The 26,566-nt window shown below is 47.3% G+C and carries 25 protein-coding genes and 1 tRNA gene; 17 read left to right on the top strand and 9 right to left on the bottom strand.

Annotation, left to right across the window (positions count from 1 at the left end; genetic code table 11):
• Positions 1-144: 144 nt before the first annotated feature.
• From OXH39_21390 to OXH39_21420, 7 genes are all read right to left on the bottom strand, one after another.
• Entirely contained in the window at positions 145-576 is a 432-nt protein-coding gene (locus tag OXH39_21390; protein ID MCY3553023.1) for a hypothetical protein, read from the bottom strand.
• Between the two features lie 51 nt (positions 577-627).
• Complete coding sequence (locus OXH39_21395; protein MCY3553024.1) at positions 628-2,193, bottom strand: iron ABC transporter permease; 1,566 nt, start codon at positions 2,191-2,193, stop codon at positions 628-630.
• Between the two features lie 42 nt (positions 2,194-2,235).
• Positions 2,236-3,243, bottom strand: coding sequence for an iron ABC transporter substrate-binding protein (locus tag OXH39_21400; protein ID MCY3553025.1), 1,008 nt, complete (start codon positions 3,241-3,243; stop codon positions 2,236-2,238).
• A gap of 103 nt (positions 3,244-3,346) precedes the next feature.
• Complete coding sequence (locus tag OXH39_21405; GenBank protein ID MCY3553026.1) at positions 3,347-4,441, bottom strand: multicopper oxidase domain-containing protein; 1,095 nt, start codon at positions 4,439-4,441, stop codon at positions 3,347-3,349.
• Between the two features lie 165 nt (positions 4,442-4,606).
• Entirely contained in the window at positions 4,607-5,461 is an 855-nt protein-coding gene (locus tag OXH39_21410) for an ABC transporter permease (GenBank protein MCY3553027.1), read from the bottom strand.
• The gene (locus OXH39_21415) at positions 5,458-6,480 is read right to left on the bottom strand and encodes an ABC transporter permease (protein ID MCY3553028.1); all 1,023 of its coding nucleotides are present in this window, start codon (positions 6,478-6,480) and stop codon (positions 5,458-5,460) included. Before OXH39_21415 ends, OXH39_21410 begins: the two co-directional genes overlap by 4 nt.
• A gap of 93 nt (positions 6,481-6,573) precedes the next feature.
• Positions 6,574-7,404 (bottom strand): MBL fold metallo-hydrolase, encoded by an 831-nt coding sequence (locus tag OXH39_21420; GenBank protein MCY3553029.1) that lies wholly within the window; start codon positions 7,402-7,404, stop codon positions 6,574-6,576.
• Positions 7,405-7,503: 99 nt separating this feature from the next.
• Here OXH39_21420 and OXH39_21425 point away from each other — a divergent pair, with 99 nt between their 5' ends.
• The 12 genes from OXH39_21425 to OXH39_21480 all read left to right on the top strand — a co-directional run bounded on the left by OXH39_21425 (position 7,504) and on the right by OXH39_21480 (position 17,436).
• Positions 7,504-8,076 (top strand): Uma2 family endonuclease, encoded by a 573-nt coding sequence (locus tag OXH39_21425; protein ID MCY3553030.1) that lies wholly within the window; start codon positions 7,504-7,506, stop codon positions 8,074-8,076.
• Between the two features lie 10 nt (positions 8,077-8,086).
• Positions 8,087-8,845 carry a sugar phosphate isomerase/epimerase gene (locus OXH39_21430; GenBank protein ID MCY3553031.1) on the top strand — a complete coding sequence of 253 codons (759 nt, stop codon included), beginning with the start codon at positions 8,087-8,089 and terminating at the stop codon, positions 8,843-8,845.
• A 53-nt stretch (positions 8,846-8,898) separates the two neighbouring features.
• The gene (locus tag OXH39_21435) at positions 8,899-9,897 is read left to right on the top strand and encodes a formylglycine-generating enzyme family protein (GenBank protein MCY3553032.1); all 999 of its coding nucleotides are present in this window, start codon (positions 8,899-8,901) and stop codon (positions 9,895-9,897) included.
• Between the two features lie 93 nt (positions 9,898-9,990).
• On the top strand, positions 9,991-12,309 hold the full coding sequence (locus OXH39_21440) for a hypothetical protein (protein MCY3553033.1): 2,319 nt from the start codon (positions 9,991-9,993) through the stop codon (positions 12,307-12,309).
• A 254-nt stretch (positions 12,310-12,563) separates the two neighbouring features.
• The gene (locus tag OXH39_21445) at positions 12,564-13,853 is read left to right on the top strand and encodes a DUF4268 domain-containing protein (GenBank protein MCY3553034.1); all 1,290 of its coding nucleotides are present in this window, start codon (positions 12,564-12,566) and stop codon (positions 13,851-13,853) included.
• Positions 13,854-14,733: 880 nt separating this feature from the next.
• Complete coding sequence (locus OXH39_21450) at positions 14,734-14,997, top strand: hypothetical protein (GenBank protein ID MCY3553035.1); 264 nt, start codon at positions 14,734-14,736, stop codon at positions 14,995-14,997.
• 16 nt (positions 14,998-15,013) lie between these two features.
• Positions 15,014-15,274, top strand: a complete 261-nt coding sequence (locus OXH39_21455; protein ID MCY3553036.1) for a hypothetical protein — start codon at positions 15,014-15,016, stop codon at positions 15,272-15,274.
• Positions 15,275-15,288: 14 nt separating this feature from the next.
• Positions 15,289-15,561, top strand: coding sequence for a hypothetical protein (locus tag OXH39_21460; protein MCY3553037.1), 273 nt, complete (start codon positions 15,289-15,291; stop codon positions 15,559-15,561).
• Between the two features lie 60 nt (positions 15,562-15,621).
• Positions 15,622-15,957 carry a hypothetical protein gene (locus OXH39_21465; protein ID MCY3553038.1) on the top strand — a complete coding sequence of 112 codons (336 nt, stop codon included), beginning with the start codon at positions 15,622-15,624 and terminating at the stop codon, positions 15,955-15,957.
• Positions 15,958-15,985: 28 nt separating this feature from the next.
• Positions 15,986-16,375, top strand: a complete 390-nt coding sequence (locus tag OXH39_21470; GenBank protein MCY3553039.1) for a rhodanese-like domain-containing protein — start codon at positions 15,986-15,988, stop codon at positions 16,373-16,375.
• 62 nt (positions 16,376-16,437) lie between these two features.
• A tRNA-Asn gene (locus OXH39_21475) sits at positions 16,438-16,510 on the top strand.
• A gap of 101 nt (positions 16,511-16,611) precedes the next feature.
• Complete coding sequence (locus OXH39_21480; protein MCY3553040.1) at positions 16,612-17,436, top strand: phytanoyl-CoA dioxygenase family protein; 825 nt, start codon at positions 16,612-16,614, stop codon at positions 17,434-17,436.
• A gap of 10 nt (positions 17,437-17,446) precedes the next feature.
• Here OXH39_21480 and OXH39_21485 read toward each other — a convergent pair whose 3' ends face one another.
• Together OXH39_21485 and OXH39_21490 are read right to left on the bottom strand one after the other, a co-directional pair.
• Positions 17,447-19,081: a thiamine pyrophosphate-binding protein gene (locus tag OXH39_21485; GenBank protein MCY3553041.1), complete on the bottom strand. Its 1,635-nt coding sequence runs from the start codon at positions 19,079-19,081 to the stop codon at positions 17,447-17,449.
• A 292-nt stretch (positions 19,082-19,373) separates the two neighbouring features.
• Positions 19,374-20,501: an ABC transporter ATP-binding protein gene (locus tag OXH39_21490; protein ID MCY3553042.1), complete on the bottom strand. Its 1,128-nt coding sequence runs from the start codon at positions 20,499-20,501 to the stop codon at positions 19,374-19,376.
• 142 nt (positions 20,502-20,643) lie between these two features.
• Between OXH39_21490 and OXH39_21495 the strand changes: the two genes are divergently transcribed.
• The 5 genes from OXH39_21495 (at position 20,644) to OXH39_21515 (ending at position 26,561) form a co-directional block, all read left to right on the top strand.
• Positions 20,644-21,642, top strand: coding sequence for a formylglycine-generating enzyme family protein (locus OXH39_21495; GenBank protein MCY3553043.1), 999 nt, complete (start codon positions 20,644-20,646; stop codon positions 21,640-21,642).
• A 419-nt stretch (positions 21,643-22,061) separates the two neighbouring features.
• Positions 22,062-23,861 carry an iron ABC transporter permease gene (locus OXH39_21500; protein MCY3553044.1) on the top strand — a complete coding sequence of 600 codons (1,800 nt, stop codon included), beginning with the start codon at positions 22,062-22,064 and terminating at the stop codon, positions 23,859-23,861.
• Between the two features lie 62 nt (positions 23,862-23,923).
• A complete protein-coding gene (locus tag OXH39_21505; GenBank protein ID MCY3553045.1) occupies positions 23,924-24,511 on the top strand; it encodes an SIS domain-containing protein in 588 nt (195 codons plus the stop codon).
• Between the two features lie 74 nt (positions 24,512-24,585).
• Positions 24,586-24,867 carry a DUF4212 domain-containing protein gene (locus OXH39_21510; GenBank protein ID MCY3553046.1) on the top strand — a complete coding sequence of 94 codons (282 nt, stop codon included), beginning with the start codon at positions 24,586-24,588 and terminating at the stop codon, positions 24,865-24,867.
• A complete protein-coding gene (locus OXH39_21515) occupies positions 24,864-26,561 on the top strand; it encodes a cation acetate symporter (protein MCY3553047.1) in 1,698 nt (565 codons plus the stop codon). Before OXH39_21510 ends, OXH39_21515 begins: the two co-directional genes overlap by 4 nt.
• The last annotated feature ends 5 nt before the right edge of the window (positions 26,562-26,566 follow it).

The raw sequence follows: 26,566 nt of genomic DNA on the forward strand, positions 1-26,566 counted from the left end.
TAGTCTACCACAATTAGACAAACTTGTATAGAAATTGTTGAAAAATTGCGTTAAAAGAATACGTTAGGACAGGTTGAGGGTGTTTCAAGGGCGGATTCCCAGTGGGTTCCGCCCGTTTTGCAATAGGAAAATTCTGGGCAGTGCCTATTCAGATGTGGTTTTCGTTTCTGTCCCGTAGAGGGCTATGCGATCAATCATACCTGTTGACGATCCTAACACAACGCGGATGGCATCTGTAGAAAGAGGAGCTTGGATAATATAAGGTGATTTCCGAATCGGTGTTTTAATTGCCTTAACAATCCGCCAGTTATCTTCGCCCATCCGGGCATAAACGGTCATATTTCTCAAGGGTTCGATGGGGTCGAAGTGGATTTCGATTCGATTGATAGAACGTCTTTCTGGAAGTATCCACTTCTGAATCGAGCCAGTGCCGCTTTCGGACATCTCATAAGCCTCTGTCATACCGCCATCGACGCGAACAGTGTTTTGCGCTGCCATGGAAAGACAACCGAGAAGCATGAACGGAAGTAACGCAAATACGAAGAGGCTATAGATGGAATTTTGGGGTGAAATCATAATTTGTTCCTCCTATTATGATAGACGGATTTTGATAGTGTTGTGCCTATTTTATGTTTCTGCTTCCTGACGAATTAGGATGCCAACGAATATCCCTGAGAAAGCCAGAATTGCAAGCGCGTAAGGTGCTGCTTCAGCGAACATCGCTTCTGTCGTGTAACTCCAGACGTTAAGCGCGAGCGTTTCATATCCAGCCGGTGATAAGAGAAAGGTAAGCGGCAGCTCCTTCATTGTCGCCAGGAAGACAAGCGCGGTGGCGGTAAGCATGCCGCGCATGAGAACTGGAAGAAGTGCCCTGAAAAATGCCTGTATCGGTGAATACCCAAGTGAGCGAGCTGCCTCCTCCAAGTGTGGGGATGCTTGATAAAGTGAACTCCGCACCGGTCCAATGGCTTCTGCAAGGAAGTGTAGCGTACACGCGTAAATGAGCACAGGCAATGTTTTGTAAATGAAAGACATCGTGTTTAAAACGAAAAAAATGAGCGACAGTGCGAAAGCGAGTGGCGGTATAGCGTAGACGATATAGGCGACACGTGCTAACATGTTTGACAGACGAGATGGATATCGGACACCTACATAGGCAAACGGGACTGCGAGGAACGCGCACAAAATCCCTGCAGGTATTGCGATCGACAGCGAACCGATGAGGGAATTCACCAGCCCTTCCAACGCTGTACGATCGAATCCTCTAAACATCCATAAAAGGATAGCACCAGTTGGGACCACTACAGTCAGGAATGTGAGCACACCGAGGTACAGATAAGCTGAGATACACCACCCACCGAGTGGAATCTGCGGCAACTGACGGGAAACCCCGGTCCCTGCGCGATGGAGGACGACTCGGTTTAGCAATTTTGCCTCAAGGTAAAGCAAGCAGGCGGTAAACCCGAGAAGCATCAGCGCAAGCCACGCCGCGTAAATGTGTTCAAAAGAGAGTGTATACTCTATATAGAGTGCGTAACTAAAGGTCTCGTAGCGCATCAGCGACACAACACCAAAGTCGCCGATCACATGTAGACTGATGAGCAGCCCGCTGGCGTAAAGCGCGGGACGCAGCTGCGGAAGAATGACGCGAAAGAAAACCTCGCGGTACCGATAGCCGAGACTTCGGGCGGACTCCTCAAGGCTTGGATCTAATCCCAGTAGAGCGGTGCGCAGGTTTAGAAAGAGATAAGGGCTTGTATAAGCACTCAGTGCGAGAAGTGCCCCCCAGTAACCGCTGAGGCGCGGGATACTCGTGCCGAAGAATTGGGCACCGATTCCTGTGTTGCCACCGAGTGCCAAGAGCGCGTAAGCCATCACGTAGCCTGGGATCGCGAGTGGCAGAGCACACAGCACCGTGAAGAAACGTTTTCCGCGCAAGTTCACTCTGGTTGTTAACCATGCGGCAGGAGTTACCAAAAGGATGTCTAATCCAAGAACGCCTCCGGTCAGTAGGAGTGTGTTAAAGAAAAGTTTCGCGTTTCGCCAGCGGAAAACAATTTGCCCAAGCGCGGTACCTTCCGCAGAAAGTGCTTTGACGAGCAGATACGCCAACGGGATAAGCCCACCGATGCCTACAGCGACTGCGGGAATAAGGAAATAGCGGTGTACGCTTACTGATTTTAGTTTTGGCATCCCATCCTGTTGTCTTAACTGCCCGATCGGACGCTGCGACTTCTATAAAATCTCAACGCGCCGCAACAGCTTAACTGTTCCATCAAGATCGTCCATATCGTTGAGGTTAAATGTTGGAGCCAATTGAAGCAGTTCGGAAAGGGGTAGCAGTTCCACGTGTGGTGTTACACCCTCAATGGCGGGATATTCAAAGACATCGCTGGTGAAATATTGCTGTGCTTTGGCGGATAACAAGAATTCCACAAACTTCAGGGCTGCCTCTTTATTTTTACTGCTCTTTAACACGCCGACACCGGCAATATTAACAAGATTTCCTGGATCACTTGCCTTAAAGAAGGTTTGCGCTACAGGAAAGTTGGCATCTTTGCTTTTGAAGCGAAGAAGATAGTAGTGATTCGGCAGCCCGACATCTATTTCGCCTGCAGCGAGCGCCTCTATGATGGGTGTATTCTTCGCATATTTTTTCGCGCCGTTCGCCTTCATGTCGCGTAGCCATTTCTCTGTGCGTTCTTCACCGACTTGCACGCGTAGGAAGGTAACAAACGCTTGGAATGAGGCGTTCGTTGGTGCCCAGCCAACTCTGCCTTTCCACATCGGTTGTGTTAAATCGAAGATGCTTTGCGGAAGTTCTTTCATTTCAACGCGTTCTGGAGCATAAGCCAGGACACGCGCTCTACCACTTGTTGCTACCCAGAAACTTTCGGCATCTCGAAAACCTGAAGGCACTTTTGTGAGTATAGTTTCGGGGAGTTTTTCAAACATCGCCTTTTTACTCACTGCACCGAGCGCACCAGCGTCCTGTGCCCAAAAGAGCGCGGCGGGGCTTTTGTCGCCTTCTGTTAGGAGTGCAGCAGCGAGTTGTGTTGTGTTGCCGTAACTCACTTCTACTTGAATACCGCTTTTCTCTTCAAACTGCTTGATGATTGGTTCAACGAGACTCTTACTTCGTCCGGAATAGATAGTCAATGTCTCAGCGTGGACTGTCCCAACGAGAGTGAATAAGAGCAAAATTAGTGAACAAGTGAACAAATTGGATCGGTCGTTAAACATAATATCTCCTTTGCTAAATTAATAAACTGTACATCAGAATCAGAACCGATGTAAGTTTTGTCTGATTTAATAGAAAAAAGTTCGGAATTGTTGGATAGAAACGTCAACGTCTTGGAACGACCCGCCAGCGTGTGTTCATGCCTGCTGTAATATGGTCGGCAACGTGGCAATGATAAAGCCAGTTGCCGGGTGTCTTCGCTGTCATGTCAACCGTAACCATCGTGCCAGGTAGTAGCTCTACAACGTCAGTGCGTTTCCCGGCGTTTAGCACTGTCTGACCGTGCCAGTGCGCGGTGTGCATATCAACTTCAGTGCCTAATCCGATAAGATACCAACGGACCCTGTCGTCCTGTTCAACTTCCAAACCTTGTAAGTTGCCGAAGATGAAACCGTTGATAGCATGCTTGAGATTTCCTTCTTCTGCTTCTTCGGGTGAATCATAAGCCTCAGTCTGACTATTTTTGACAATTTCTCGGTCATTCTCGTTAAAGATAAGGAACAGGGTTGTAAATGATTTATCGATATCTTTCGGACGCGGGTCCTCCGGTGAGCGTTCCATCCCCTTTTTGGTGACGACGACGGTTCCAATTAACCCGTCATAAACCTCTGTGACGGCATCGACGTGCGAGTGGTAGAGCCAGACAATGGACGATGGGTCATTCGGACCGGGAGCGGCATCACTGTCTGCTTCCCAGTGATAGGTGAAGGTGTCCCCAGGTGGCACAGCGGCACCGGATCCTTTCATATCCGCGCCCTCGTTTTCTTCATCGTATTGCAACCCATGTACATGGATACTGAGGGGCTTATCTGCGCGGTTAAGAAAGTGCACTCGGACACTATCGCCTTCAACGACGTGCAATTGCGGTCCAAGGATACCCATCCACACAGGTTGTTCGACTTGGGTCGTGTAAGAGGCATCGGTATATTGAATATAGCGATATTTTTCGTACACAAGTGCTTTGCCCCAAACGCCCAACCCCATACTCGGTCTGATGAGATTTTGTCCGCTCGGTGCGTAGTTCCATTCAACTCTTTCCGCAGCAATCCAATACTCTCGTATTTCGGATTCAGCAGGGGTGGTCCAGAAGCACAGCAGCGTACTCATGGTCATAAGAAGCGCGTAAAAGGCAAATGGCAGGTTTCTCACATTAGAAAACAGAAGGAGTCTACAAATTCTTCCTGTTAAGTTTGGGTTCATGATATTGAGACTCATTTTCAAAAACTGAGACTTTAAAGCAAACCTCATAAAATGGTAAACCTCAATGGGTTAAATTTGCATCCAATTATACCACAAGAAACAGAGTGTGTCAAAAAATCTTAAGCTTTGGTCGTTAATTTGCTGCCTGTGTGCTTATATGTGCCCTCAATCTATCTGTGGGTCAAGGGCATCTCGGAGCGCATCGCCGAGGAGGTTGAAACCTAAAACGATAAGGAAAATAGCGACACCGGGAGCGGTGACAGCCAAAGGTGCTTTGCGGATAAACTTTCGGTTTTCGTTGAGCATCGCGCCCCACTCCGGTTCGCCAATCTCTGCACCAAGTCCTAAGAAACTTAACCCTGCAGCATCTAAAATAGCTGCGCCAATACCTAAAGTTGCCTGAACAATCAGAGGGGCGAGGCAGTTCGGAAGGACGGTGGTCAGAAGAATCCGATTGTCGCTCGCACCGATCACTTTTGCAGCGACGACATAGTCCAACTCACGGACTTTAAGAACTGCAGCGCGCAAAATTCGGGCGTATTGTGGGATATAAACGATTGAGACAGCGATAATCGCGTTGGTGAGACTCTGCCCCAAAATTGTGACAATGACCATAGCGAGGAGGATACTCGGCATTGCGAGCATCATATCCATCACGCGCATAATCAGGTTATCAATTCTTTCCCCATAATAGCCCGCGATTGCACCGAAGAGCATCCCAAACCCAACAGAGAAAGTCATCGCGACGAATCCAACCTTTAGAGATATACGGGTCCCATAGACAATCCTGCTGAAAATGTCGCGCCCAACGCCATCGGTGCCGAGGTAGTTCACATCTGACCAACCTTTGAGGCGTTCAACGACATTTGCGTGCCTTGGATCGTGTGTTGCAATGAGCGGGGCAAAAATGGCGACGACAATGAAGAACAGTATGATGGATGCACCAATCATGGCAGAACGGTGTCTTAAGAGTTTGCGGAGGACGAGGTGTTGGTTGGTATTTGTTATTGGGGTATTCATCTGGCTTCGTCTCCGAGACGGATGCGCGGATCAAAATAGGCATACAACATATCCACGATGAGATTGACGAACATAAAGACTGTTGCAACAAAGAGCACGCCACCTTGCACGGCGCGGACATCGCGCGCCTCAACGGCGGCGCGCAACCACGAACCGAGCCCGGGCCAGGAGAAAATATGTTCAGTTAAGATCGCTCCGCCCAATAGATAGCCGAATTCCAAGCCGATAATTGTCAAAACAGGCACCATGCTGTTTTTCATTGCATGTTTACCGATGACTTTCCACCGCGACAAACCTTTCGCGTATGCCGTCATAATATACGGTTGATTGAGTACTTCGAGGAGACTGGAACGAGTCATCCGAGCGATGATTGCTAATGGGATGGTCCCCAATGTTACCGCAGGAAGAATGAGATGCGCGATGGCATTTCGGAAGGCAGCGAAATTTCCCATGAGAAGCGTGTCAATAAGGTAGAAACCGGTACGCGATTGGATGTCTAAATCCAATATTACATCGAGCCGTCCTGTGCTTGGTAGTATGGGTAAGAAATAAGAAAAAAGCAGAATAAGCATCAAGCCTAACCAGAAGATAGGCATAGAGATACCGGCGAGGGATATGGACATTGAGAAATAGTCCAAAAATTTTCCGCGGAAAATCGCAGCAATAACGCCAGCCCCAATACCGAATATGATGGAAAATGCCATTGCAGCGAGGGTTAGTTCAGCCGTTGCCGGGAAATAGCGTTTGATTTCTTCAACTACCGGCTGTTTTGTTTTGAACGAGCGTCCAAAGTCAAGATGTGCGACATCCCACAAGAATTTGGCGTATTGGTGATACAAGGGCTTATCAAGTCCCATCTCTTCTCGAAGTTCGATGAGTGCTTTTTCGGTCGCGCGTTCTCCCAAAACAGCGACGGCGGCATCGCCGGGGATGAGGTGTACCATCAGGAAAACGAGAAGCGATACCGCCAAAAGGGATAAACCGATCGAAAGAAAGCGTTGGAGGAGATATGAGAGCAAGAGTTGAACCTTCCCTGTTTTTTAACGATTCAGTATCTGCATTCTCACTGCGCAGCAAACGCCCGCAGCAACTCAGAAGCAATCGTTAAAAAATTAGAAAAATGGGTTGTGCAATTTCTCCTCACCTACGGTAGTGGAGGGTCCATGCCCCGGAAAGAGTCTAACCGCGTCTGGAAGCGAAAGTAGGTTGTCGCGAACGCTGTCGATTTCATCCTGATAAGAGATGTTGGGCCCCCCAACGGAACCGGCAAAGATCGCATCACCGACAAAAGCCACATCCTGTGCAATAAAACTACATCCACCGGGGGTGTGTCCGGGCGTATTGACGACGCTTACGGTCAGTTCACCGACAACAGTGAGGGCATCACCATGGGCAACCTCACGTAATCTGTTTTCGCTCCGCGGTTTCGGTTCGTTCCTATGGATGTAAGTTTCGCATCCGGTAGCGGTTTGAAGTTTCGGTAACCCGTCGGTATGGTCGCTGTGCGCGTGCGTCAGAAGGATCGCAGCGGGATTCACATTGTGAGCATCCAGTTGTTCCAAGACAAGGTCTGGATGCGCTGCGGTGTCTATAATTGCAGCATCATTGGTTGCTTTGCAAATTAAAAGATAGGCATTGACGGGCCATCCGCCGACAGGTGCGCTGATTGTGATAACCTCAAGATTTGCGTCGCTACGCTGCGGTGGCGTTTCAGGTTCCCACTGTTCTGTCGCGATGTCAAGCAGTTTGGTGCCGTCCAAATTCAGTACTTCTGCGAGACGAAAGACTTGCGTTTCGGTAGGTTTTAAGGTATACTGTTCCATACGCGCAAGTTCTGCCTCTGTAATACCAGCAGCACTTGCAGCTTGACTTTGAGAAAGGTCTTGCCCGCGTCGGGCTTTTCCAATGATGTCACCAAATTCATCTTCGAGTGCATAAGCCATGGTGGTGTTCTCCTTAACTTTTTAGTTTAAGGAACATTGTATCAAAAAATCAGGTATGATGCAATTGAAAATAGGTTGCATTGAAAAGGAGAGATTCTGATGGACATTCCGAAAAATGGATATGAACAAGCGGCAATATCCCTCGCGCCGCTGGAAACTGATATGACGTTAGAAGATTTTCTTGAGAGCGATTTAGAGGGATATGAATATGTGAAAGGAAAGTTAATACCGATGGCACCACCGACAATGGAGCACGGTGAAATCAGTATGAGCCTTAGTTTGCTGTTAGGTGTTCATATTCGTGAAAATGGGTTGGGGCGTTTGTATCCAGCAGATACAGACTTTAAATTGGGGGACCGACTGGTTAAACCGGATGTCGCGTTTGTTTCCACAGCGAGGTTGCCTGAAAACAGGAACCAGGCATCCCCTATAGCACCAGATCTCGCTGTTGAGGTAGTGTCACCATCAGATGTTTTTCGGCGTGTAATTGAAAAGGCGTTCGCTTATCTTGAAGCTGGTACACAGATGGTCTGGATTGTCGAACCCACTTCACAAACGGTACGAGTGTATCGATCTGAAACACCTATCAAGGTGTTAGGGATTAACGACACACTCACGGGTGAAGATGTCGTTGAAGGGTTTTCGTGTCAAGTGGCACAACTTTTTGAATAAGGAGATTTTTATGAAACTTGGTTTAGTTACATATAATATGGCAAAAGATTGGGATGTCCCCACAATCATTGAGAAGTGTGTGGAGACAGGATTTTCAGGCGTGGAATTACGGACAACGCATGCCCACGGCGTTGAGGTCGAACTTTCGGCAAGCGAACGGGTAGCAGTAAAACAACAATTCGCTGATTCTCCGATTGAGATTGCCGGTTTAGGTTCCGCGTTTGATTATCATGCCGTGGATCAGGCAGTGGTTCGTCAGAATATAGAAGGGACGAAAGTATATTCTCAGCTCGCAGCGGATGTCGGGGCACCCGGTGTGAAGGTGCGTCCGAATGGACTCCCTGAAGAAGTGCCTGTTGAAAAGACGTTGGAACAGATTGGATTAGCGTTACGCGAGTGTGGTGAATTCGCTGCGGATCTCGGTGTGCAGATTCGATTGGAAGTACACGGCGGTGGCACCTCTGAACTCCGGCATATCCGTACGATTATTGATGTCGCTGATCACGACAACGTCTATGTCTGCTGGAATTCCAATTTCGGTGAGGTAGAAAACGGTTCCATTCAAAAGAACTTTGATCTCGTGAAAGGCAGAATCGGCTTGGTGCATATCACCGAACTGCATCGACGTGAGTATCCGTGGCGTGAGCTTTTTACACTCTTGAGAGATTCAGGGTATTCGGGGTACACCCTCGCAGAAATCGCCGGAAGTTCCGATCCAGAACGCGTAATGAATTTTTATCGGGCATTGTGGGAAGAACTGTCAAGGTAACAGAAGCGTTCTTGTGATTTGTGTTATCATACTGCCAAAGGAAGTATTCTCTCATGACCAAACACCATAAAGACTTGAAAAGGTCCTTAAAGGGTATTTTGGAAAGGTATTGCATTATTATGCTCGTCGGAGGACTCGCCCTCGTTATCAGTGGTTGCGAACGAGATGACATAACATCGCCAGCGGAAACGATAACATCCCCCTCAGAGAAAAAAACACCGCTCCCGGAGGGAAAAACAGCAATACCGCTCCCAGGGGAAAAACCTCCACTCCCTAAAGGCATGGTCCTCATTCCCGAGGGTGAGTTTCAGATAGGCAGCAACGATAGGGAGGCGGATGATGATGAGCAGCCAGTGCGCACCGTCTATGTAGATGCGTTTTATATGGATGAGACGGAAGTGACGAACGCGCAATTCAAAGAATTTGTGCTTAAAAACCCGCGTTGGCAGAAGAATCGGATTGACGGAAAATTTCACAATGGACGTTACCTCTGGGCCTGGGATGGGAATAACTACCCAAAAGGTAGAGACAAACATCCGGTTACTGGTGTGAGTTGGTATGCGGCGATGGCATACTCGAAGTGGGTAGAAAAGCGTCTGCCGACAGAGGCGGAATGGGAACGCGCCGCGCGTGGGGGCTTAGTCGATAAGACGTATCCGCATGGGAACACGCTAACGCCACGGGATGCAAACTACGGGAACAACATTAAAAATACCACCGCCGTAGGGAGGTATCCTGCGAACGGGTATGGATTGTATGATATGGCGGGTAACGCGAGCGAATGGTGTTTAGATCGATACCATAGTGGACTCTATCTTACATTTCCACAGGAGGGTGTTGCGCGCAATCCGTTGGCGGGCGCGAACACGATTCAGTGGATAGTGGATAACTTCACAAATGTTAATGTTGATGTTTCCCGCGTCCTGCGCGGTGGGCACTGGTTCGACATGGCTCGACTCCCGCGTGTCGCCGATCGCCGCGACTCCAAACCAAAGAGCGCGTTCTGGGTCATCGGTTTTCGTTGTGTGAGGTCTGTCACTGTAACCCCTTAACGGACTTTACCCTTCCCAAAATGTTACACAAGTGTAGCATTCTTTAACGGAATAGGTATTGCCAGTTTTTTTGATGAATGAGGATAGACACCATTGCTCAGATCGCGATTTTACATTTTATCTATAGGGACACTTCTTTTGAGTGCTATAAGTGTCGGCGCAGCACCTGAAACGGTCTGTCTCAGCAATGCTGCATGGACAGTTGACATTGTTCCTCAGTCGCTCGCCGTAGAGACATATCCAGCGGATTCAGAAGTATCCGTGCCGATTTCGTGGGGACAAGCCGGTTTTAGCAATATAACGGAATTCTCTCAAGAAGACAATACTGTCAGCTGGCGGCTGCCAGAACGTTTTCTTACCGTTCGCTTTGAACTGATAGACGATTCGCTATCCGTTGAATTTATTCAGGATAAAAGGACAAATGAGGCATTAAGTTTAACATGGCCCGTTATTGAAGATTTTGAATCTCTCCGTGGATACATTTTACCTTTTTTTGAGGGGAGTTACGTACCGAAAGATGACGTTACATGGTGGGACTTTTTGACCCAACGGGGACCCATAAACACAACCGCAGGTCTCTCAATGCCGTTTTGGGGGTTGCATCTCAACGAACGAACGCTCACCTATATTTTAACCAATCCGTTCAACAACCAAATCCATTTCAATAAGACATTAACTCCTGGATTAGGCATGCAGGTATCGCATACCTTCACACCAAATTGGGAGCAGAAAAGGTATGAGGTGCGTATCACTCTTGATGCAGCATCGCCAGTTGCCCCCGCCAAGCGTTACCGAAAGTGGCTGGAACAGAATGCCGAATTCGTTTCTTTTCATGAAAAGATTCAACGGACGCGTGCCGCGAGGAAGTTACTCGGTGCTGCCCATATCTATTTATGGGGCGGTAAACTTCTTAGCCAGTACGATGTAATGGATTGGAAGACGTTCGCCACAAGACTAAGTGGTGATAGGGGGGTTGCGAGACAGATTTGGACGCAACTGAACACAGAGGCACGAGAAGCAATTCATGAAATCGCGCAGGCGGACTATCCGCCCAAATACAGTTTACGCGTTGTAAGTCGTGCGATAAGTGAGCAACTTGAAAAGCAAAGTTTTTACGAGCCAGCCATTTGGACAGAGATTTCTCCTATGTCGGAGACAAAAGCGTTAATTTCGCGGGATGTATCCACGCTATCACTACCAGATGTTTACCGGCGCAACTGTCTTATACTATATGCAGCGTTTCCCGATATACTGCGACATCCAGATGAATGGGGGGACGGTCTTTCTGTAAAACTACTGGAACAATTTGCCGAAAATGGATTGGATAGACTCTGGCTCGGTGTTGATTCATGGCAAGACGGATTTCGGCATCCAACTGCTGTTGCGAAGGCGAAAGAACTCGATTATTTAATCGGACCGTATGACTCCTATCATAGTATCCATCACCCAGACGAACAGGATACATGGGAAACCGCGCAGTTCGATCTGTCGCTTTATGAGACCGGAGCGATTGTCAATATAGACGGCACAAAGAACCGAGGATTTAAAAAGAAAGGGTATCATTTAAGTCCGCTCGTCGCACAACCTTATGTTGAGGATCGCGTTAACGGTATCGTTGAACAGATGCCATCGGATTTCAATACGTGGTTTATCGACTGTGACGCTTACGGCGAACTCTTCGACGATTATTCAACGTCCCACCCTGCGACGCAGTTAGATGATATGAACGCGCGACTCGCGCGTATGGTGTGGATTCGGGATACGCACAACATGGTCGTCGGTTCGGAAGGCGGTGCTGCCTATTCGGCATCCACAATTCACTTTGCACACGGCATGATGGTTCCCGTTATCGGATGGGGTGATCCAGATATGAAGACGAAAACCTCGCCTTACTATATTGGTGGGTACTGGCCCCCCGAAGGTCCAGCGATTCACATAAAGCAGGTGCCTCTCAAATCGAACTATCTGTATCTCTACTATGATCCGCGTTTTCGCTTACCACTTTACCAGATTGTGTTTCATGATTCAGTGATAACAACAAACCATTGGGGTTCTGGTAGTCTTAAATTTGAGAATGCAATCGGAACGTTGGCACTCTTAGAGTTGCTCTACAATGTACCGCCACTATACCATCTGAATATGGCGGAGTTTTCAAAGCATAAAGCGTGGATAAAGCGGCACTACGCCTTCTTCTCGCCGTTGCATCGGCAAATCGGCGGACAGGCAATGACCGATTTTGAGTGGTTGAGTCATGACAAACAAATTCAACGTACCGAGTTTGGGAATACAGTTGAAATGTACGCTAACTTCGGGATGGATCCATTCAGATATAAAGGCGTGATAATTATGGGACGAAGTGTGGTAGCCAGATGGATGGATACCGGTAAAATTGAAGTGTTTTCTGTAGAGTAATTTAAGTCTCAGGACTATTTAGTTTTATAGTTTGGAAACTTATTTTCAATGCAAATCCTGACTATTGATACGCAGGGAATCTTTGTAGCATAGGAAACCGTTAGCCTGTGCATCAATTAGCGCAACCTAACAGGATACGCTACAAAATAGAAAACTAAATGAACCTGATTTAAGTCTCATTTGTGATTGACAGAGATAGAAAAATGTGATACACTTCTGAAAATTTCTCTACATGGAGGTTTATAGGTAGCAACATGACGGAATTTCCTAACCAAGAAGGACTCAATAGAGCGTTTAACATATATCGAGCTGCCATGCGAAAGTTCATCATTTCGCGCTTAAGACAGATTCCAGGCACAAACGTTGAATCTGTAGTTACTAATTCTTTGGGATATAGACGAGCTAACGAAGTTAAACGTGTTTTGACTCACTCCGATCGAAATATTGAATCTGCAATTGACATTAACGATTTTCCACACCTTGTTCACAAAAACTGGAGCGAAGCCTTTGAAATACAACTCAATGACGACAAAACTTTTCGGAATCAACTTTGGCTGATAGTGGAATGTCGGAATGCCGATTGGGCGCACCCACCTGAAGGGGATGCTGAATCCGAAGGTACTCGAGCACACTTGTTTCTTATTGCTGATGTACTTAGTAAAATTAATGAATCAGATGCGAAACGTGTTAAAGAAATTCGAGAGCAGCTTTTTTCTGATGAAGCTGAAGAACACATCCCAGATGTGTCTGAACAACTGGAAATAGCGAGAGCAGAGAATGCTGAATTTGAGAAACCGCTCAAGGGTAAATCAGAAATTCAAGAACGACGAAAAAAATTCTGGAAGAACTTGTGCGACTATGCAGCTCAAAAGGACACTCCAGTTAGATTTCATAAACCGGGTTCGGAAAATTACTTAAACGTTAGCAGAAATTTGATAGATCTTACTGGCTTTAAGATGCAGGTGTGGTTGGGCACGGACAATAGGGAAATTGCCGTACGCCTTTACATGTCACATCAAAACTTCTACTTGCTTGGGAAACAACGCGAGGAAATTGATAAAGAATTTGGCGAACCTCTTGAATGGGAGGAGTTACCTCAGCGCAAGGAAAGTCGGGTGTCCTTGCATAAGGATATAACTAATCCAATTGACGAAGCAGATTGGCAAAATCAGCACAAATGGATTGTCTCAAAAATTGAAAAGTTCCGCGAAAAGTTCAACGCGGTTTTCTTACCACGACTTCAGGAACCTATAAAAGTAGCCGTAGCAGGAAAAACCGTCGCTGAGGAACGCTTATCAGATATATCAAATCGGTTTGAAGAAGCCGAAGGGCAACAACCCATCCAAAGTACACTGCCATCCAATTTGACTCCAGATGAGAAAATAGTCTTCGACGTTATAGAAGCTCCATCATCGCATATTGACACTATCATTCGGGCGACACAGCTACCGATTAGTCGGGTCTCAAGTCTGCTACTGATGTTGGAACTCAAGGGCATCGTTCAACAATTACCGGGGAAACAATTCGCTAAGGCTAATCAATAACCCAAGTTGCTACTAACAGATTTTGCACACTTCATAAAGGTTTTTCTGCTCTCTCCCTACCCCAGAGGGGTGATATATCTATAGAAAATAGCGTATTGATGCGATTGCACTCCAGCGGAGTGCTATGTGTATAAAAAGGTGGCAACCATAAGTGTCAATTTTAGAGCAAATAACCGTTGTGGTCCCAGGTCCGGTAGGTGCTGTTTTCAACTGCGCCGGATTTCACCCACAACCCTTGAATACTTCAGAACCCTCTTTAGTCCCGTAGGGACGGTATCTGTGTAGAAAAACGGTCGCGCCCCCGATCAAGCCCCGTAGGGGCGGCATTTGCAAAGATGTCGTCCCAAAATACCGTGAAAAACCCCTAAATTGACACCTATGGTGCGGTCTCCTAACCGAACCTACCGGGTCTGGGGCCGCGGCGGCTATTTTTTCTAAAATTGACACTTATGGTTGCCACCTTTTTATACACCATAGGTGTCAATTTAGGGGTTTTGATAACGTTTTAGCAAGTGTAGATATAAACATGCTGAAGAAACACCCAAGCAAAAACCCCTTACAGGGCTGAATACTTCTTTGAAACGCATTTCTATAAAAATAATGAAGAAACACCCAAGCAAATAAACCTTACAGGACTAAAGAGGTTTTTGAAGTCTTTAAGGTTTTCGCATAGTATCCGGTTCGGTTAGGAAACCGAACCTACCGGGCCTGGAGAAAATCAGGAATTACCGAAATATTTTCTTAAACTTCATCAAACCGAACCTACCGGACCTGGGTCTGAGACGGTTATGTTTTCTAAAATTGACGCTTATAGTGTGTAGTAACTATAGATATAGAAGATATAGATTATAAAGGTTCTCTACATACATTGGAAGCAATAATGGCATGTGAAATATTAAAGCAGAAAATTCATGATACGCTCAGGGGTGGATACTTTAGCGATGCAAAAGATTTTGTGGATGTTTCTGATGGTTCCGCAGATCATGTCCATATTGTCATTGTTAGCCGAAAATTCAATGGACACACCATGGGAGACAGAAGTGATATCATTTGGGGTGAATTGGTAAAGAATCTTTCTCAAGAGGAATGGGGACATGTATTCCTTTCTATTGGCGTGCCGCCTGAAGAGGTCATTCTCCAATAATTGAGGTAGAGGTATAATGCGTGAAGTGTTAAAGCAGAAAATTCACTCTTTGCTTAAAACAGGCTACTTCAGCGATACGAAAGATTTCGTTGATGTTTCTGATGGAGCCGCCGATTTCATCCACGTTGTGGTTGTCAGTCGAAAATTTAATGGATACACGATGATGGACAGAGGTGATATTATCTGGGATGAACTCTTAAAACATCTTTCAGATGAGGAATGGGGACACGTTTCTTTATTGATTGGTGCAACACCTGAAGAGGTCCAACTCTGGTAAGTAGAGGCTAACAGATGGCATCCGAAACACTAAAACAAAAAATTCACGATATTCTCAAAGCAGGCTCTTTCCCCGATCCAGACTACTTCGTTGATGTTTTCGACGATGACGACGAACACATCCGCATCCTTGTCATCAGCCGTAAGTTCGACATCTACAAATATAAACGCTCAGAACGCGAGGACAGGGTCTGGGCAGATATTGTCCAGGTGTTATCCGAGGACGAACTGGAGTATATTTCTCGTATCGTCGCTGTAAACCCAGAGGAAATTAAGATATATACCTGAGACTATGCAACCTTCCCCTATAGCATCTGCGTTTCCTGAACTTCGCTGGAGGTGAGAACCATGTTCATAAAGACAGTCAAAGCCAGCCCTCGATTTCTCGGAATTCTGTTTGTTAGGATTTTGGCGGGAGTGGTAGTGGGGCACTTGTGGGTTGTCGCTGTGGCACTTATTTTTCATCACACAGGTGAGAACATAGTATCTCAACACGCTGAAATAGGTCCCCATCGCGGTCTTTATGACTATTTTGATTCAAGATACGACATAGGTCCTATTTTTCGTATTGTCGCTTGGGTCGCATGTATAGGAAACTTGGGGTGTATGTTTCTTGGTATTCTCTGGGGTTTTTCTCAAGGGAAATTGGATTTGCGGAGGTGGATAAGGAAGCGGTATGCTTAAACAGCAGTACTATCTTTGAAAGGAAGTTATGAATCATATTGAATTTTATCAAGCGAAATTAAACCACGAAACGGATTCTTGGGATCTTTATGAAGCACTCAATAACGGGGAACCTATCGTTGTTATAGATGCCCGTTCCGCAGAGGCTTATGCGCTTGAACACATACCAACATCAATAAATATCCCGCATCGAACAATGTCTGAGGTAACCACAAGCGAACTCGACAAATCAAAATTATATGTGACATACTGTGATGGTATTGGCTGTAATGCTTCTACAAAAGGTGCCTTGAATATGGCGAAGTTGGGGTTTCAGGTGAAAGAGTTGATGGGTGGCTTAGATTGGTGGAAACGTGATGGCTATGAAACCAAAGGTAAACAAGGCGTTCCGGGGACTGAGGTTGTGTGTGGATGCTAAATACGGTCGTAGAAAATTTAATTTGCAATTGCGAACCGGATAGGGTATAATTAAATTACCATTCCCCCATAGCTCAGTCGGTAGAGCAGATGGCTGTTAACCATCGTGTCGGCGGTTCGAGTCCGTCTGGGGGAGTTTTGAATTTTGCTGGCGGGCTTTGGTGGTCAAGGTTCGTCAGCAAATTTTTTTAATCTGTTCTTGTCCAAATTCGTGCCGTTTCTCCAATGGAGGTCAATATGCCTAAGAAATTTACCGATGCACAGCTTGATGAGCTCTTAGCGAAAGGCTACTTAATTGTACCCGACTACTATTCAGGTGAACAACTGGCGGAGATGCAAGCTGCCCAACGCCGTGTACTCCCGACATGGGAAGAAGTTAAGGATGATCCACCCCCCGGTAGAGCAACTTTGACCGAATTCCCGCCCGCTGAAATGGCTTTATTACGTGCGACCGTGGACCACCATGCATGGGAATTCGCACGTAAATTTCTGAAAACGGAGCATATTCACTTCCGTGCTGGGTGTATGATTGCACGCTATCCCGGATTTAAAGGTCCAGGTGTCGGTAGCGATCCGAGCAATTTACACATTGATAACGGTAACAACTCGCTGCTCCCACAGTCGGAGAGTGCTCGTGAATTCGGGCAAATCGGTTTTTGGGTACACCTTGAGGATGTTGACGAAGATCAGGCACCGCTTAGACTACTTGCCAAGGAACACGGAGGAGATACCTCTAAATACGAGCCCCTCGTTTGTAAAGGCGGAACCGTCTGTATTTTTAACAACTATACATTGCATTCAGCGAGCGATTATCTGCGGGAAGATGGACAACGCTTCACGTGGGGATTCGGTTTAGGACGGGCAGACCACTATTGGGAAGGTTTTCGACACTACACAGACAAAGGTCGAAATCCAACGTTCTCGAAATTCATCGGCACACTGACAGCGACAGAGCGTGAAGTATTTCGGTTTCCATCTGCCGGGCATCCCTACTACACGCCACAGACACTTGAGGCGTTAGAAGAACAGTACCCGGGTTGGAACGCCCGCGGAGAATATTGAATAAAGCGCGTTAAAAAGTGGTTTTTCGGAGCGGTTCGGACATCAACCATCCGATGACGTTGACAATATCGTCCTGCCGTTCCTGTAGCATTATTTCAATGAGTGCCGGTTTTTCAGCAGCAAGCGCGTCCCGTAAAGTGTCCTTGAAATCACCCAAATTCTCAACCCGCTTGGTGTATGCCCCGAAAGAGTTTGCGAATTCAACGAAATCGGGATTGAGCAGATCGGTATCAATCGTACGTCCCTCACACCCCTTCTGTTGAGATCCCTTAATCGCCGACAGCGCGCCGTCATTCACCACGATCGCCACGACGTTAATGCCGTATTTCATAGCGGTTGCCATCTCCACAGCCCCCATCAGAAACCCACCATCGCCACTGAAGCAGATAACTGGTCGATCAGGATGTGCGACTTTGGCACCGATGGCTGCAGGATACGCGTGCCCTAACGCCACACCGATATTCGGATAGAGGAAGGTTCTCGGATCGTAGATAGGAAACTCGGCAAAGGAAGCGTAACCGAGCGCGTGGACATCAATCGCGTAGATAGTGTCTCGTGGAAGCACGTCTTGCAATTCGTGAATAATTGGCAAAGGCGGTTGGGCATCAAACGCTGTTCGGAGTTCTGCCAACGTCTCGTTCCATCCGTTTTCACCGGGAGCAACATCCTCAATTAGTGCTTGCAAGGTCAGTTTCAGGTCACCGACGACACCCACGTCACACGGGTATTCAAGCCCAATCTCGTCCGCGTCCTCATCAATTTGGATGAAGGGTTGTGGTAACTCCAGACTCCAATTTCGGGTATCAATGGAGGTAAAGCGCGGTCCGATACCAATTAGACAGTCAGCACTTTGCAGTGCCTCGCGTCCGAGATAGCCGTAGCAAATTTGGAGTGCTAACGGATGATCCTCCGACAAAACGCCTTTTCCGTTGCGGGTGACGATAACTGGTGCGTTTAGTTTTTCAGCAAGGAGACGTAACTCATTTTGGGCGTTTGAGTGGAAAACAGCAGAACCTGCAAAAATCAGGGGCATCTTCGCATTACGGATTGTCTCAACGGCGGTACTGAGATCAGCATCATCAGGTGGCGGTAGTTCGGCACGTTCTACACGTGGTGGAATCCGAACATCCCCGTCTCCTGTAACAACATCCATTGGGAATTCCAACATTGTCGGTCCCGGTCTCCCGTTGCGCATCGCTTTAAAGGCATTTTCTACAACGACGGGAATCTCAGGGACAGTGTGGGCGATAGCACAGTATTTGGTAATCGATTCAAAGAACCGCATCTGATCCAAACCGTGGAACATTTTACTGGGGTGTTTACTATAGAGACTGGAATCGCTCTGTCCGGTAATCAGTAGAACGGGTGCACAATCGGTGAACGCTTCTAAAATCCCTGTAGAGGCATTACTGGCACCGGGACCCGGCACAGTGATAGCCACACCGACCTCTCCCGTTGCGCGGGCGAACCCGTCTGCCATCTGTGTCGCCGCATACTCGTGCCGGACGAGATAGTGGTCAATCGTGCCTTTCCCGCGTCGCAGCAAAGCATCATAAATCTGAATATTTTGGGTACCGGGCATCCCGAAAACTGCTGAGACACCTTGTGCTTTCAAGCATTCAATGAGAATATCTCCGCCTTTCACGTATCAGTCTCCTTTGTGTTTGCTGAGAAAATTTTCCAACCACGCATCAGGATCGTATCCCAGTCGGCGTAGTGATTGACAGCCGATCCGTTTTAGAAAATTTGGGATGAGGTTAAAGAGCTTAAGTCGCCAAGTCATAATCGGTAACACCATTTCTACTTGCAGAGTTCCTATAACCGATCGTTTTCAGAGATCCATCCACTTGCTTGCAAGGATTAGAGGGTATCACTTGAGAACGTTTCCGCCAATAGTATTATCATGGCAATCACAAAAATCACAGTTCAAATCCCGCCTACAAGATAGCGTTGCCAGTGGTTTTATCAAAGAAATGCATTCGCTCAGGAACAAATGTGACGTAGAGGTGCTGTCCGATTTCCGCTTCAAAGTTGGGGGCTGTGGACGCTTTAAGTATCGCATGTGTACCTGAGGTATCTGTTCCGAGAGTTATCTCAACGATTGTCTCTGCACCGAGCGGTTCAGCACTATAAATTTCAGCCTGAAATGCATTCGGGATTGACTGATGGCTAACAACGATGTCTTCAGGGTGCACACCAAAGACAAGATCCCTTTCTGAGTCTCTATCGTTTAGCATTTTAGAAATCCTTGTGTCCTGAATTGTTACCGAATTGTCCGTTCCAAGATCGTGTGCTAATCTCAACTGAAGCTCACCGTTGGTCCTGGAGATGTCGCACGGAATGCAATTCATACTCGGATTTCCGACAAAACCGGCGACAAATAGGTTTTCGGGATGATTATAGATTTCGGCAGGTGTTCCGAGTTGTTGGATTTTGCCCGCTTCAAGGACAGCGATCCGGTCCGCCATCGACATCGCTTCGGTTTGATCGTGCGTCACATAGAAAGTCGTTGTACCGAGCTCCTGTTGCCGCCAACGAATTTCCGAACGCATTTCCGCCCGGAGTTTTGCATCGAGATTAGAAATCGGTTCATCCATGAGGAATACTTGAGGGCGCCGCACCATTGCGCGTCCGAGTCCGACCCGTTGTGTTTCACCACCGCTCAACTGGTTCGGTGTGCGCATGAGTAAATGTTCGATATGAAGCATCTGTGCAATATCTCTGACACGCCGATCGATTTCCTCTGCCGAGAGTTTTCTCGGATGCAGTGGGAACGCCATGTTCTCGTAAACGCTCAGGTGCGGGTAGAGGATATGCGATTGGAAAACGAAAGCGACATCACGTTCTGCGGGAGTTTTGTCGTTGACACTCACGTCGTCGAGATAGATTGTGCCTTCCTCGGGTTTGTCCAAACCTGCGATACACCGAAGTGTCGTCGTTTTTCCAGCACCTGTCTGACCGAGGAGCACGAAAAACTCCTGATCTTGGATATCGAGCGTGATGTCGTCAAGCGCGATTAGGTCGCCGAACCGCTTTGTAATGTTTTCGAGTCGGACTGTTGCCATACAATTCTACAATTCTGTGTTGTGGATATTGCTAAAGTATAACACAAATAGTGCTCAGGGGTCAACAAGAATTCTCTGATGAAAAAATAATTCGGTAATATTGTGACTTGTGTTATCATACTGCCAAAGGAGGTATTCTCTCATGACAAAACACCATAAAGACTTGAAAATGTCCTTAAAGAATATTTTGGAAAGGTATTGCCTCATTATGCTCGTCGGGGGGCTCGCCCTCGCTATCAGCGGTTGCGAACGAGATGACATAACACTTCCATCGGAAACAACAACATCGCCCCCAGAGAAAAAAACACAGCCCTCAGAGGGAAAAACAACAACACCGCCCCCAGAGAAAAAAATACCGCTCCCTAAAGGCATGGTGCTCATCCCCGCAGGCGAGTTTCAGATAGGCAGCAACGATGCGGAGGCAGATGATGATGAGCAGCCTATGCGCACCGTCTACGTAGATGCGTTCTATATGGACGAAACAGAAGTGACGAACGCGCAATTCAAAGAATTTGTGCTTGAAAACCCGCGTTGGCAGAAGAATCGGATTGACGGAAAATTTCACAATGGGCGTTATCTCTGGGACTGGAACGGGAATAACTACCCAAAAGGTACAGACAAACATCCGGTTGTTAATGTGAGTTGGTATGCGGCGATGGCATACTCGAAGTGGGCAGGAAAGCGTCTGCCGACAGAGGCAGAATGGGAACGCGCCGCGCGCGGGGGCTTAGTCGATAAGAAGTATCCGCATGGGAACACGCTAACGCCGCGGGATGCGAACTACGGCAACAACGTTAAAGATACCACTGCCGTAGGGAGGTATCCTGCGAACGGATATGGATTGTATGATATGGCAGGTAACGTGAGCGAATGGTGTTTAGATGCATACCATAGTGGACTCTATTCTACATTTCCACAAGAGCGGGTTGCGCGTAATCCGTTGGCGGGTGCGAACACGATTCAGTGGATAGTGGATAACTTCACAAATGTTAATGTTAATGTTTCCCGCGTCCGGCGCGGTGGGAACTGGTTCGATACAGCTCGACTTCCGCGTGTCGCCGATCGCCGCGACTCCAAACCAAAGAGCGCGTTCCACGTCATCGGTTTTCGTTGTGTGAGGTCTGTAACTGTAACCCCTTAACAGACTTCACCCTTCCAAAAATGTTACACGAGTGTAACATTTTGAGCGGATAAGTGTTGCCTGTTTTTCCCGTGCGAAGGCATCTGTCACTCCGACGGCGAAATGTTACCCCCAAACTTTTTGACAAAATATTTACACCCCTTTCTGACCGCTCCCGCCCGAATGTACGTTAGGGAAAAAAATAGGTGCAATTCGACAGTGTATCGGGTATAATTACAATAAAACTTGGAATTACCTACACACCAACGCAAGGGCGAGGATACCAGCAGAAACACCCAAGCAAAACTCCCTCGCCAGCGACGGTGAGGCTTTTGTTCCCTGATAAACTGTAAACTTATTTTCGGATTTTACTCTAAAGCGTAACTTGCACGTTTTTTCGATTGTGAGCCAAAAAGTACACCTATAAATTGGAGAAAAGGATGCTGGATCGCCCAGAGACAGAGCAGAGCACACATAGAAGTCTGTCTTTAATGGATAAAATTAAACGACAATACGATTTAACGCCATCAATCACACTGATTTTCGGGCTGACAGCGTTGTTCTTTGTCGTCTTCCTCATATATCCACTCCTCTATGTTTTCAAAGAAGCGTTCTGGATTGAAAATAAATTCAATCTTACATACTTCAAACTGATGGTGACCGATCCGAACATCCGAGAACTGGTTATCAATAGTCTCGAAATCGGTGTGATGGTCACGATAATGACGAGTATTGTTAGCTTGCCACTCGCGTATTTTTTGACACGGTACCGGTATCCCGGACGCGATATGTTGCGCGCTATCATCTTAATTCCGATGATTATGCCACCTTTCGTAGGCGCAATTGGAATGCAGCAGTTTTTCGGGTTGTTCGGAAGCGTGAATATGCTTCTCGTGAAACTCAATCTAATTGATATATCCGAAACCATAGACTGGTTCGGTGGCGGGTTCTGGGGTGTGGTGATGTTGTCAACGCTGCACCTATATCCGATAATGTATCTCAACATTGTTGCTGCGCTTGCAAACGTCGATCCGAGTTTAGAAGAAGCCGCAGAGAATATGGGGGCATCTCGGTTTCAAGTTTTCCGTCAAATAACATTGCCGTTGATGATGCCGGGTTATTTCGCTGGAGCGATTCTCGTCTTTATCTGGGCATTTACGGATCTCGGCACGCCTCTAATCTTTAATTACAACGAAGTCGTTGCGGTGCGAATCTTCCGACAAGTAACGGAAGCGAATCAGAACCCGATGGGGTACGCCCTTGTTGTGCTAATCATCGTCCTGACGGCACTCGCCTTTTATGTTTCTAAGCGGTGGACGGGCAGTAGACACTATGAAATGCTTGGCAGAGGACATGTGACTTCACGCGAAGTAGATACAAAATGGGCGATGCGTGGTATTATCTACCTCTTTATCGGTGGACTGACGTTTACGGCGTTGTTACCCCATATTAGTGTGATTCTGATCTCCTTAACCCCGGATGCAAGCCAGTGGCGATTGAGTGTGCTACCGCAATCTTTGACCTTTGCGCATTATATTGAAACCTTCACACATTCCGATACGCTGCCGAGTATCCTCAACAGCCTAAAATACAGTGTTTTCAGTACACTATTGGCACTTTTGGTAGGTGTCGTGGTGTCGTATCTACTCACTCGCAAACGTCTTCCGTTTCAAAATCTGTTGGATGCAATCGCGATGTTACCCTTAGCATTACCGGGGGTAGCGATAGCATTCGGATACATGGGCAGTTTCGCAGATACGACGCTTTTACTGAAACATCTTCCAGAAACGCTCATCAATGTGATTGATCCGAGAAAGAATCCGACGTTCCTGTTAATTATCAGCTATGCAGTGCGGCGGTTACCGTATATGCTACGTTCCATCTACGCAGGACTTCAGCAGACGAGCGTGTCGTACGAAGAGGCATCACAAAACGTGGGCGCAACACCGATCAGAACCTTGTATAAGATTACCTTGCCCTTGGTCATCGCGAATATCCTCGCCGGTGCGATTCTCGTGTTCTCATTCTCCATGTTGGAAGTGAGTGATAGCTTAATCTTGGCAATGCAGGATAAGTACTACCCAATTACAAAAGCGATTTGGGCACTCTCCCAACGTCCCGATCACGGCGCATATACAGCAAGTGCATTAGGTGTGGTGGGGATGTTGATTTTAATCGCGTGTTTGCTCGGTGCGGGACGTGTACTTGGTGGAAAGTTAGGAGAAATTTTCCGCATTTAGTAGTCGTGTGGAAAAGGGCAAAACAGTTTTCAGACATATTCAAGCCGCTGGTAGGAGATATAATGGACATTTTGCATAGCATTCGTGATGCATTAGTGGAAGCACAAGAGGTTCTCAATCGGTTTATCCAAAACCCTGAGAACATCGCAACCATCGCGGAAACAGCGGAGATGATGCGAGACGTTTTTGAACGGGAGGGGAGAATCTTCACCTGCGGAAACGGTGGGAGTTTGTGCGATGCCGTCCATTTTGCTGAAGAATGCACAGGCAAATTCCGCAGTGATAGAAAGCCGCTTTCGGCAATTGCACTCGGCGACGCGGGACATATCACCTGCACAGCAAACGATTTCGGGTTTGCAGAGATCTTCGCGCGTCCACTCTTGGCACTCGGTCATCCCGGTGACTTGCTTATCGTTCTCTCGACCAGCGGAAACTCTGAAAATGTTGTGCGTGCTGCGGTGGCGGCGAAATCACGGGGGATGCAGGTGTTTGGGCTGCTCGGTGGGGATGGTGGAGACCTTAAGCAACACTGCAATATTTGTCTAATCGCACCCGGAAACACCGCAGATCGGATTCAGGAAATCCATATAAAGGTATTGCACATCTTGATAGAGCATATTGAGCGGTTGATGTTCCCAGAGAATTATTGACAGTAACACCGTTCTTTGATACGGTTTTGTGAAGATTTCTTTAGGGTTTGCAACTTAACAGCGGAGGGCAATTTATGGAAACATCGGAAAAAAATAAGGTATATTGGCGGAAAAACCTGCAATATCTCGCTATTTTATTGGGAATTTGGTTTATCACCTCGTATTTATGCTCAATTGTATTTGTTGATCAACTGGACAAAATCCAAATCAGAGGCTATCGTCTCGGTTTTTATTTTGCGCAACAGGCATCCATCTGGATTTTCGTTGAACTTATTTTTGTTTACGCATGGTTGATGAACCGTCTGGAGAAGAAATATACACAACAGGAAGATGAGGAGGGCGCAGAACAATCATGAACGTACAAGCATGGACATTTGTGATGGTGGGCCTCTCCTTCGCGTTGTATATCGGTGTGGCACTCTGGTCCAAAGCGCGTTCGACAGGGGATTTCTATGTCGCAGGAAGCAATGTGCATCCAGTTGTCAACGGGATGGCGACAGCGGCGGATTGGATGAGCGCGGCATCCTTCATCGCAATGGCAGGGATGATCTCCTTCATGGGACGTGATGGCTCTGTCTATCTGCTCGGATGGACAGGTGGCTACGTGCTACTCGCGTTGTTACTAGCACCCTACCTCCGTAAGTTCGGTAAGTACACAGTCCCCGATTTCGTTGGTGACCGCTATTATTCGCAATTGGCTCGGATTGTTGCCGTGGTGTGTGCGATTTTTGTCTCCTTTACTTACGTAGCCGGACAGATGCGCGGTGTCGGCATTGTCTTTTCTCGGTTTCTGAATGTCAATGTTGAAACCGGCGTACTTATCGGTATGGGAATTGTGTTCTTTTACGCCGTTCTTGGGGGTATGAAGGGCATTACGTATACACAAGTTGCGCAGTACTGCGTGTTGATTTTCGCATATCTCGTACCTGCAATTTTTATCTCTATCCTCATTACAGGCAACGCTATCCCTCAGCTGGGATTAATGGGAAAGGTAGCAGATGGTTCAGGGCTATATCTCTTAGATCGACTCAACGGTTTGAACGAAGAATTGGGGTTTCACCTATATACGGGTGGTAGTAAAGCCACCATTGATGTCTTTTTTATCACGGCGGCGTTGATGTTGGGGACAGCAGGACTCCCGCACGTGATTATCCGCTTCTATACGGTGCGAAAAGCCTCGGAAGCACGGATCTCTGCTGGATGGGCGTTGCTGTTCATCGCGATTCTCTATACCACCGCCCCAGCAGTCGCTGTGTTTGCCCGGACAAATCTCCTCAAAACTGTTAGATATGAACAGAACGGTGAATTGAAAGATGTGAGATATGAAGATGTGCCGACGTGGTTTAAAAATTGGGAAGCAACGGGGTTAATTGAGTTCAAAGATTTGAACGGTGATGGTGCTATTCAGTACCGAGGACCGAAATCTGATGTCGAGAATGAACTCACAATTGATCGGGACATCATGGTATTGGCGAACCCTGAGATTGCGAAACTTCCGAACTGGGTTGTCGGGTTGGTTGCTGCTGGTGGTTTGGCAGCGGCACTTTCAACAGCGGCAGGCTTGCTGTTAGTGATTTCCACCGCGGTCGCGCATGATCTCCTCAAGGGGGCAATTATACCAACGCTACAGGAGAAGCAGGAGTTGGTTGCCGCACGCATCGCTGCAGGTGTCGCCGTCTGTATCGCTGGATATTTCGGTATAAACCCACCGGACTTTGTAGCCCCGGTCGTAGCGTTCGCTTTTGGACTTGCGGCGAGTTCATTCTTCCCTGCGATTGTTATGGGCATCTTTTCCAAACGCATGAACAAGGAAGGCGCCATCAGCGGTATGATTGTCGGTATCACCTTTACAGCAGCGTATATCATCTATTTCAAATTTATCAGTCCGGAACTCAACATATCGGAGCACTGGTTATGGGGCATTTCGCCTGAAGGGATCGGAACCCTTGGCATGGTGCTAAACTTCATAGTGTCTATCGGGATGGCTGCTCTAACCCCACCACCGCCAGCTGACGTGCAAGCACTCGTTGAGGACATTCGGGTGCCTTAAAAAAC

Source organism: Candidatus Poribacteria bacterium, assembly GCA_026702755.1.
Taxonomy (GTDB): domain Bacteria; phylum Poribacteria; class WGA-4E; order WGA-4E; family WGA-3G; genus WGA-3G.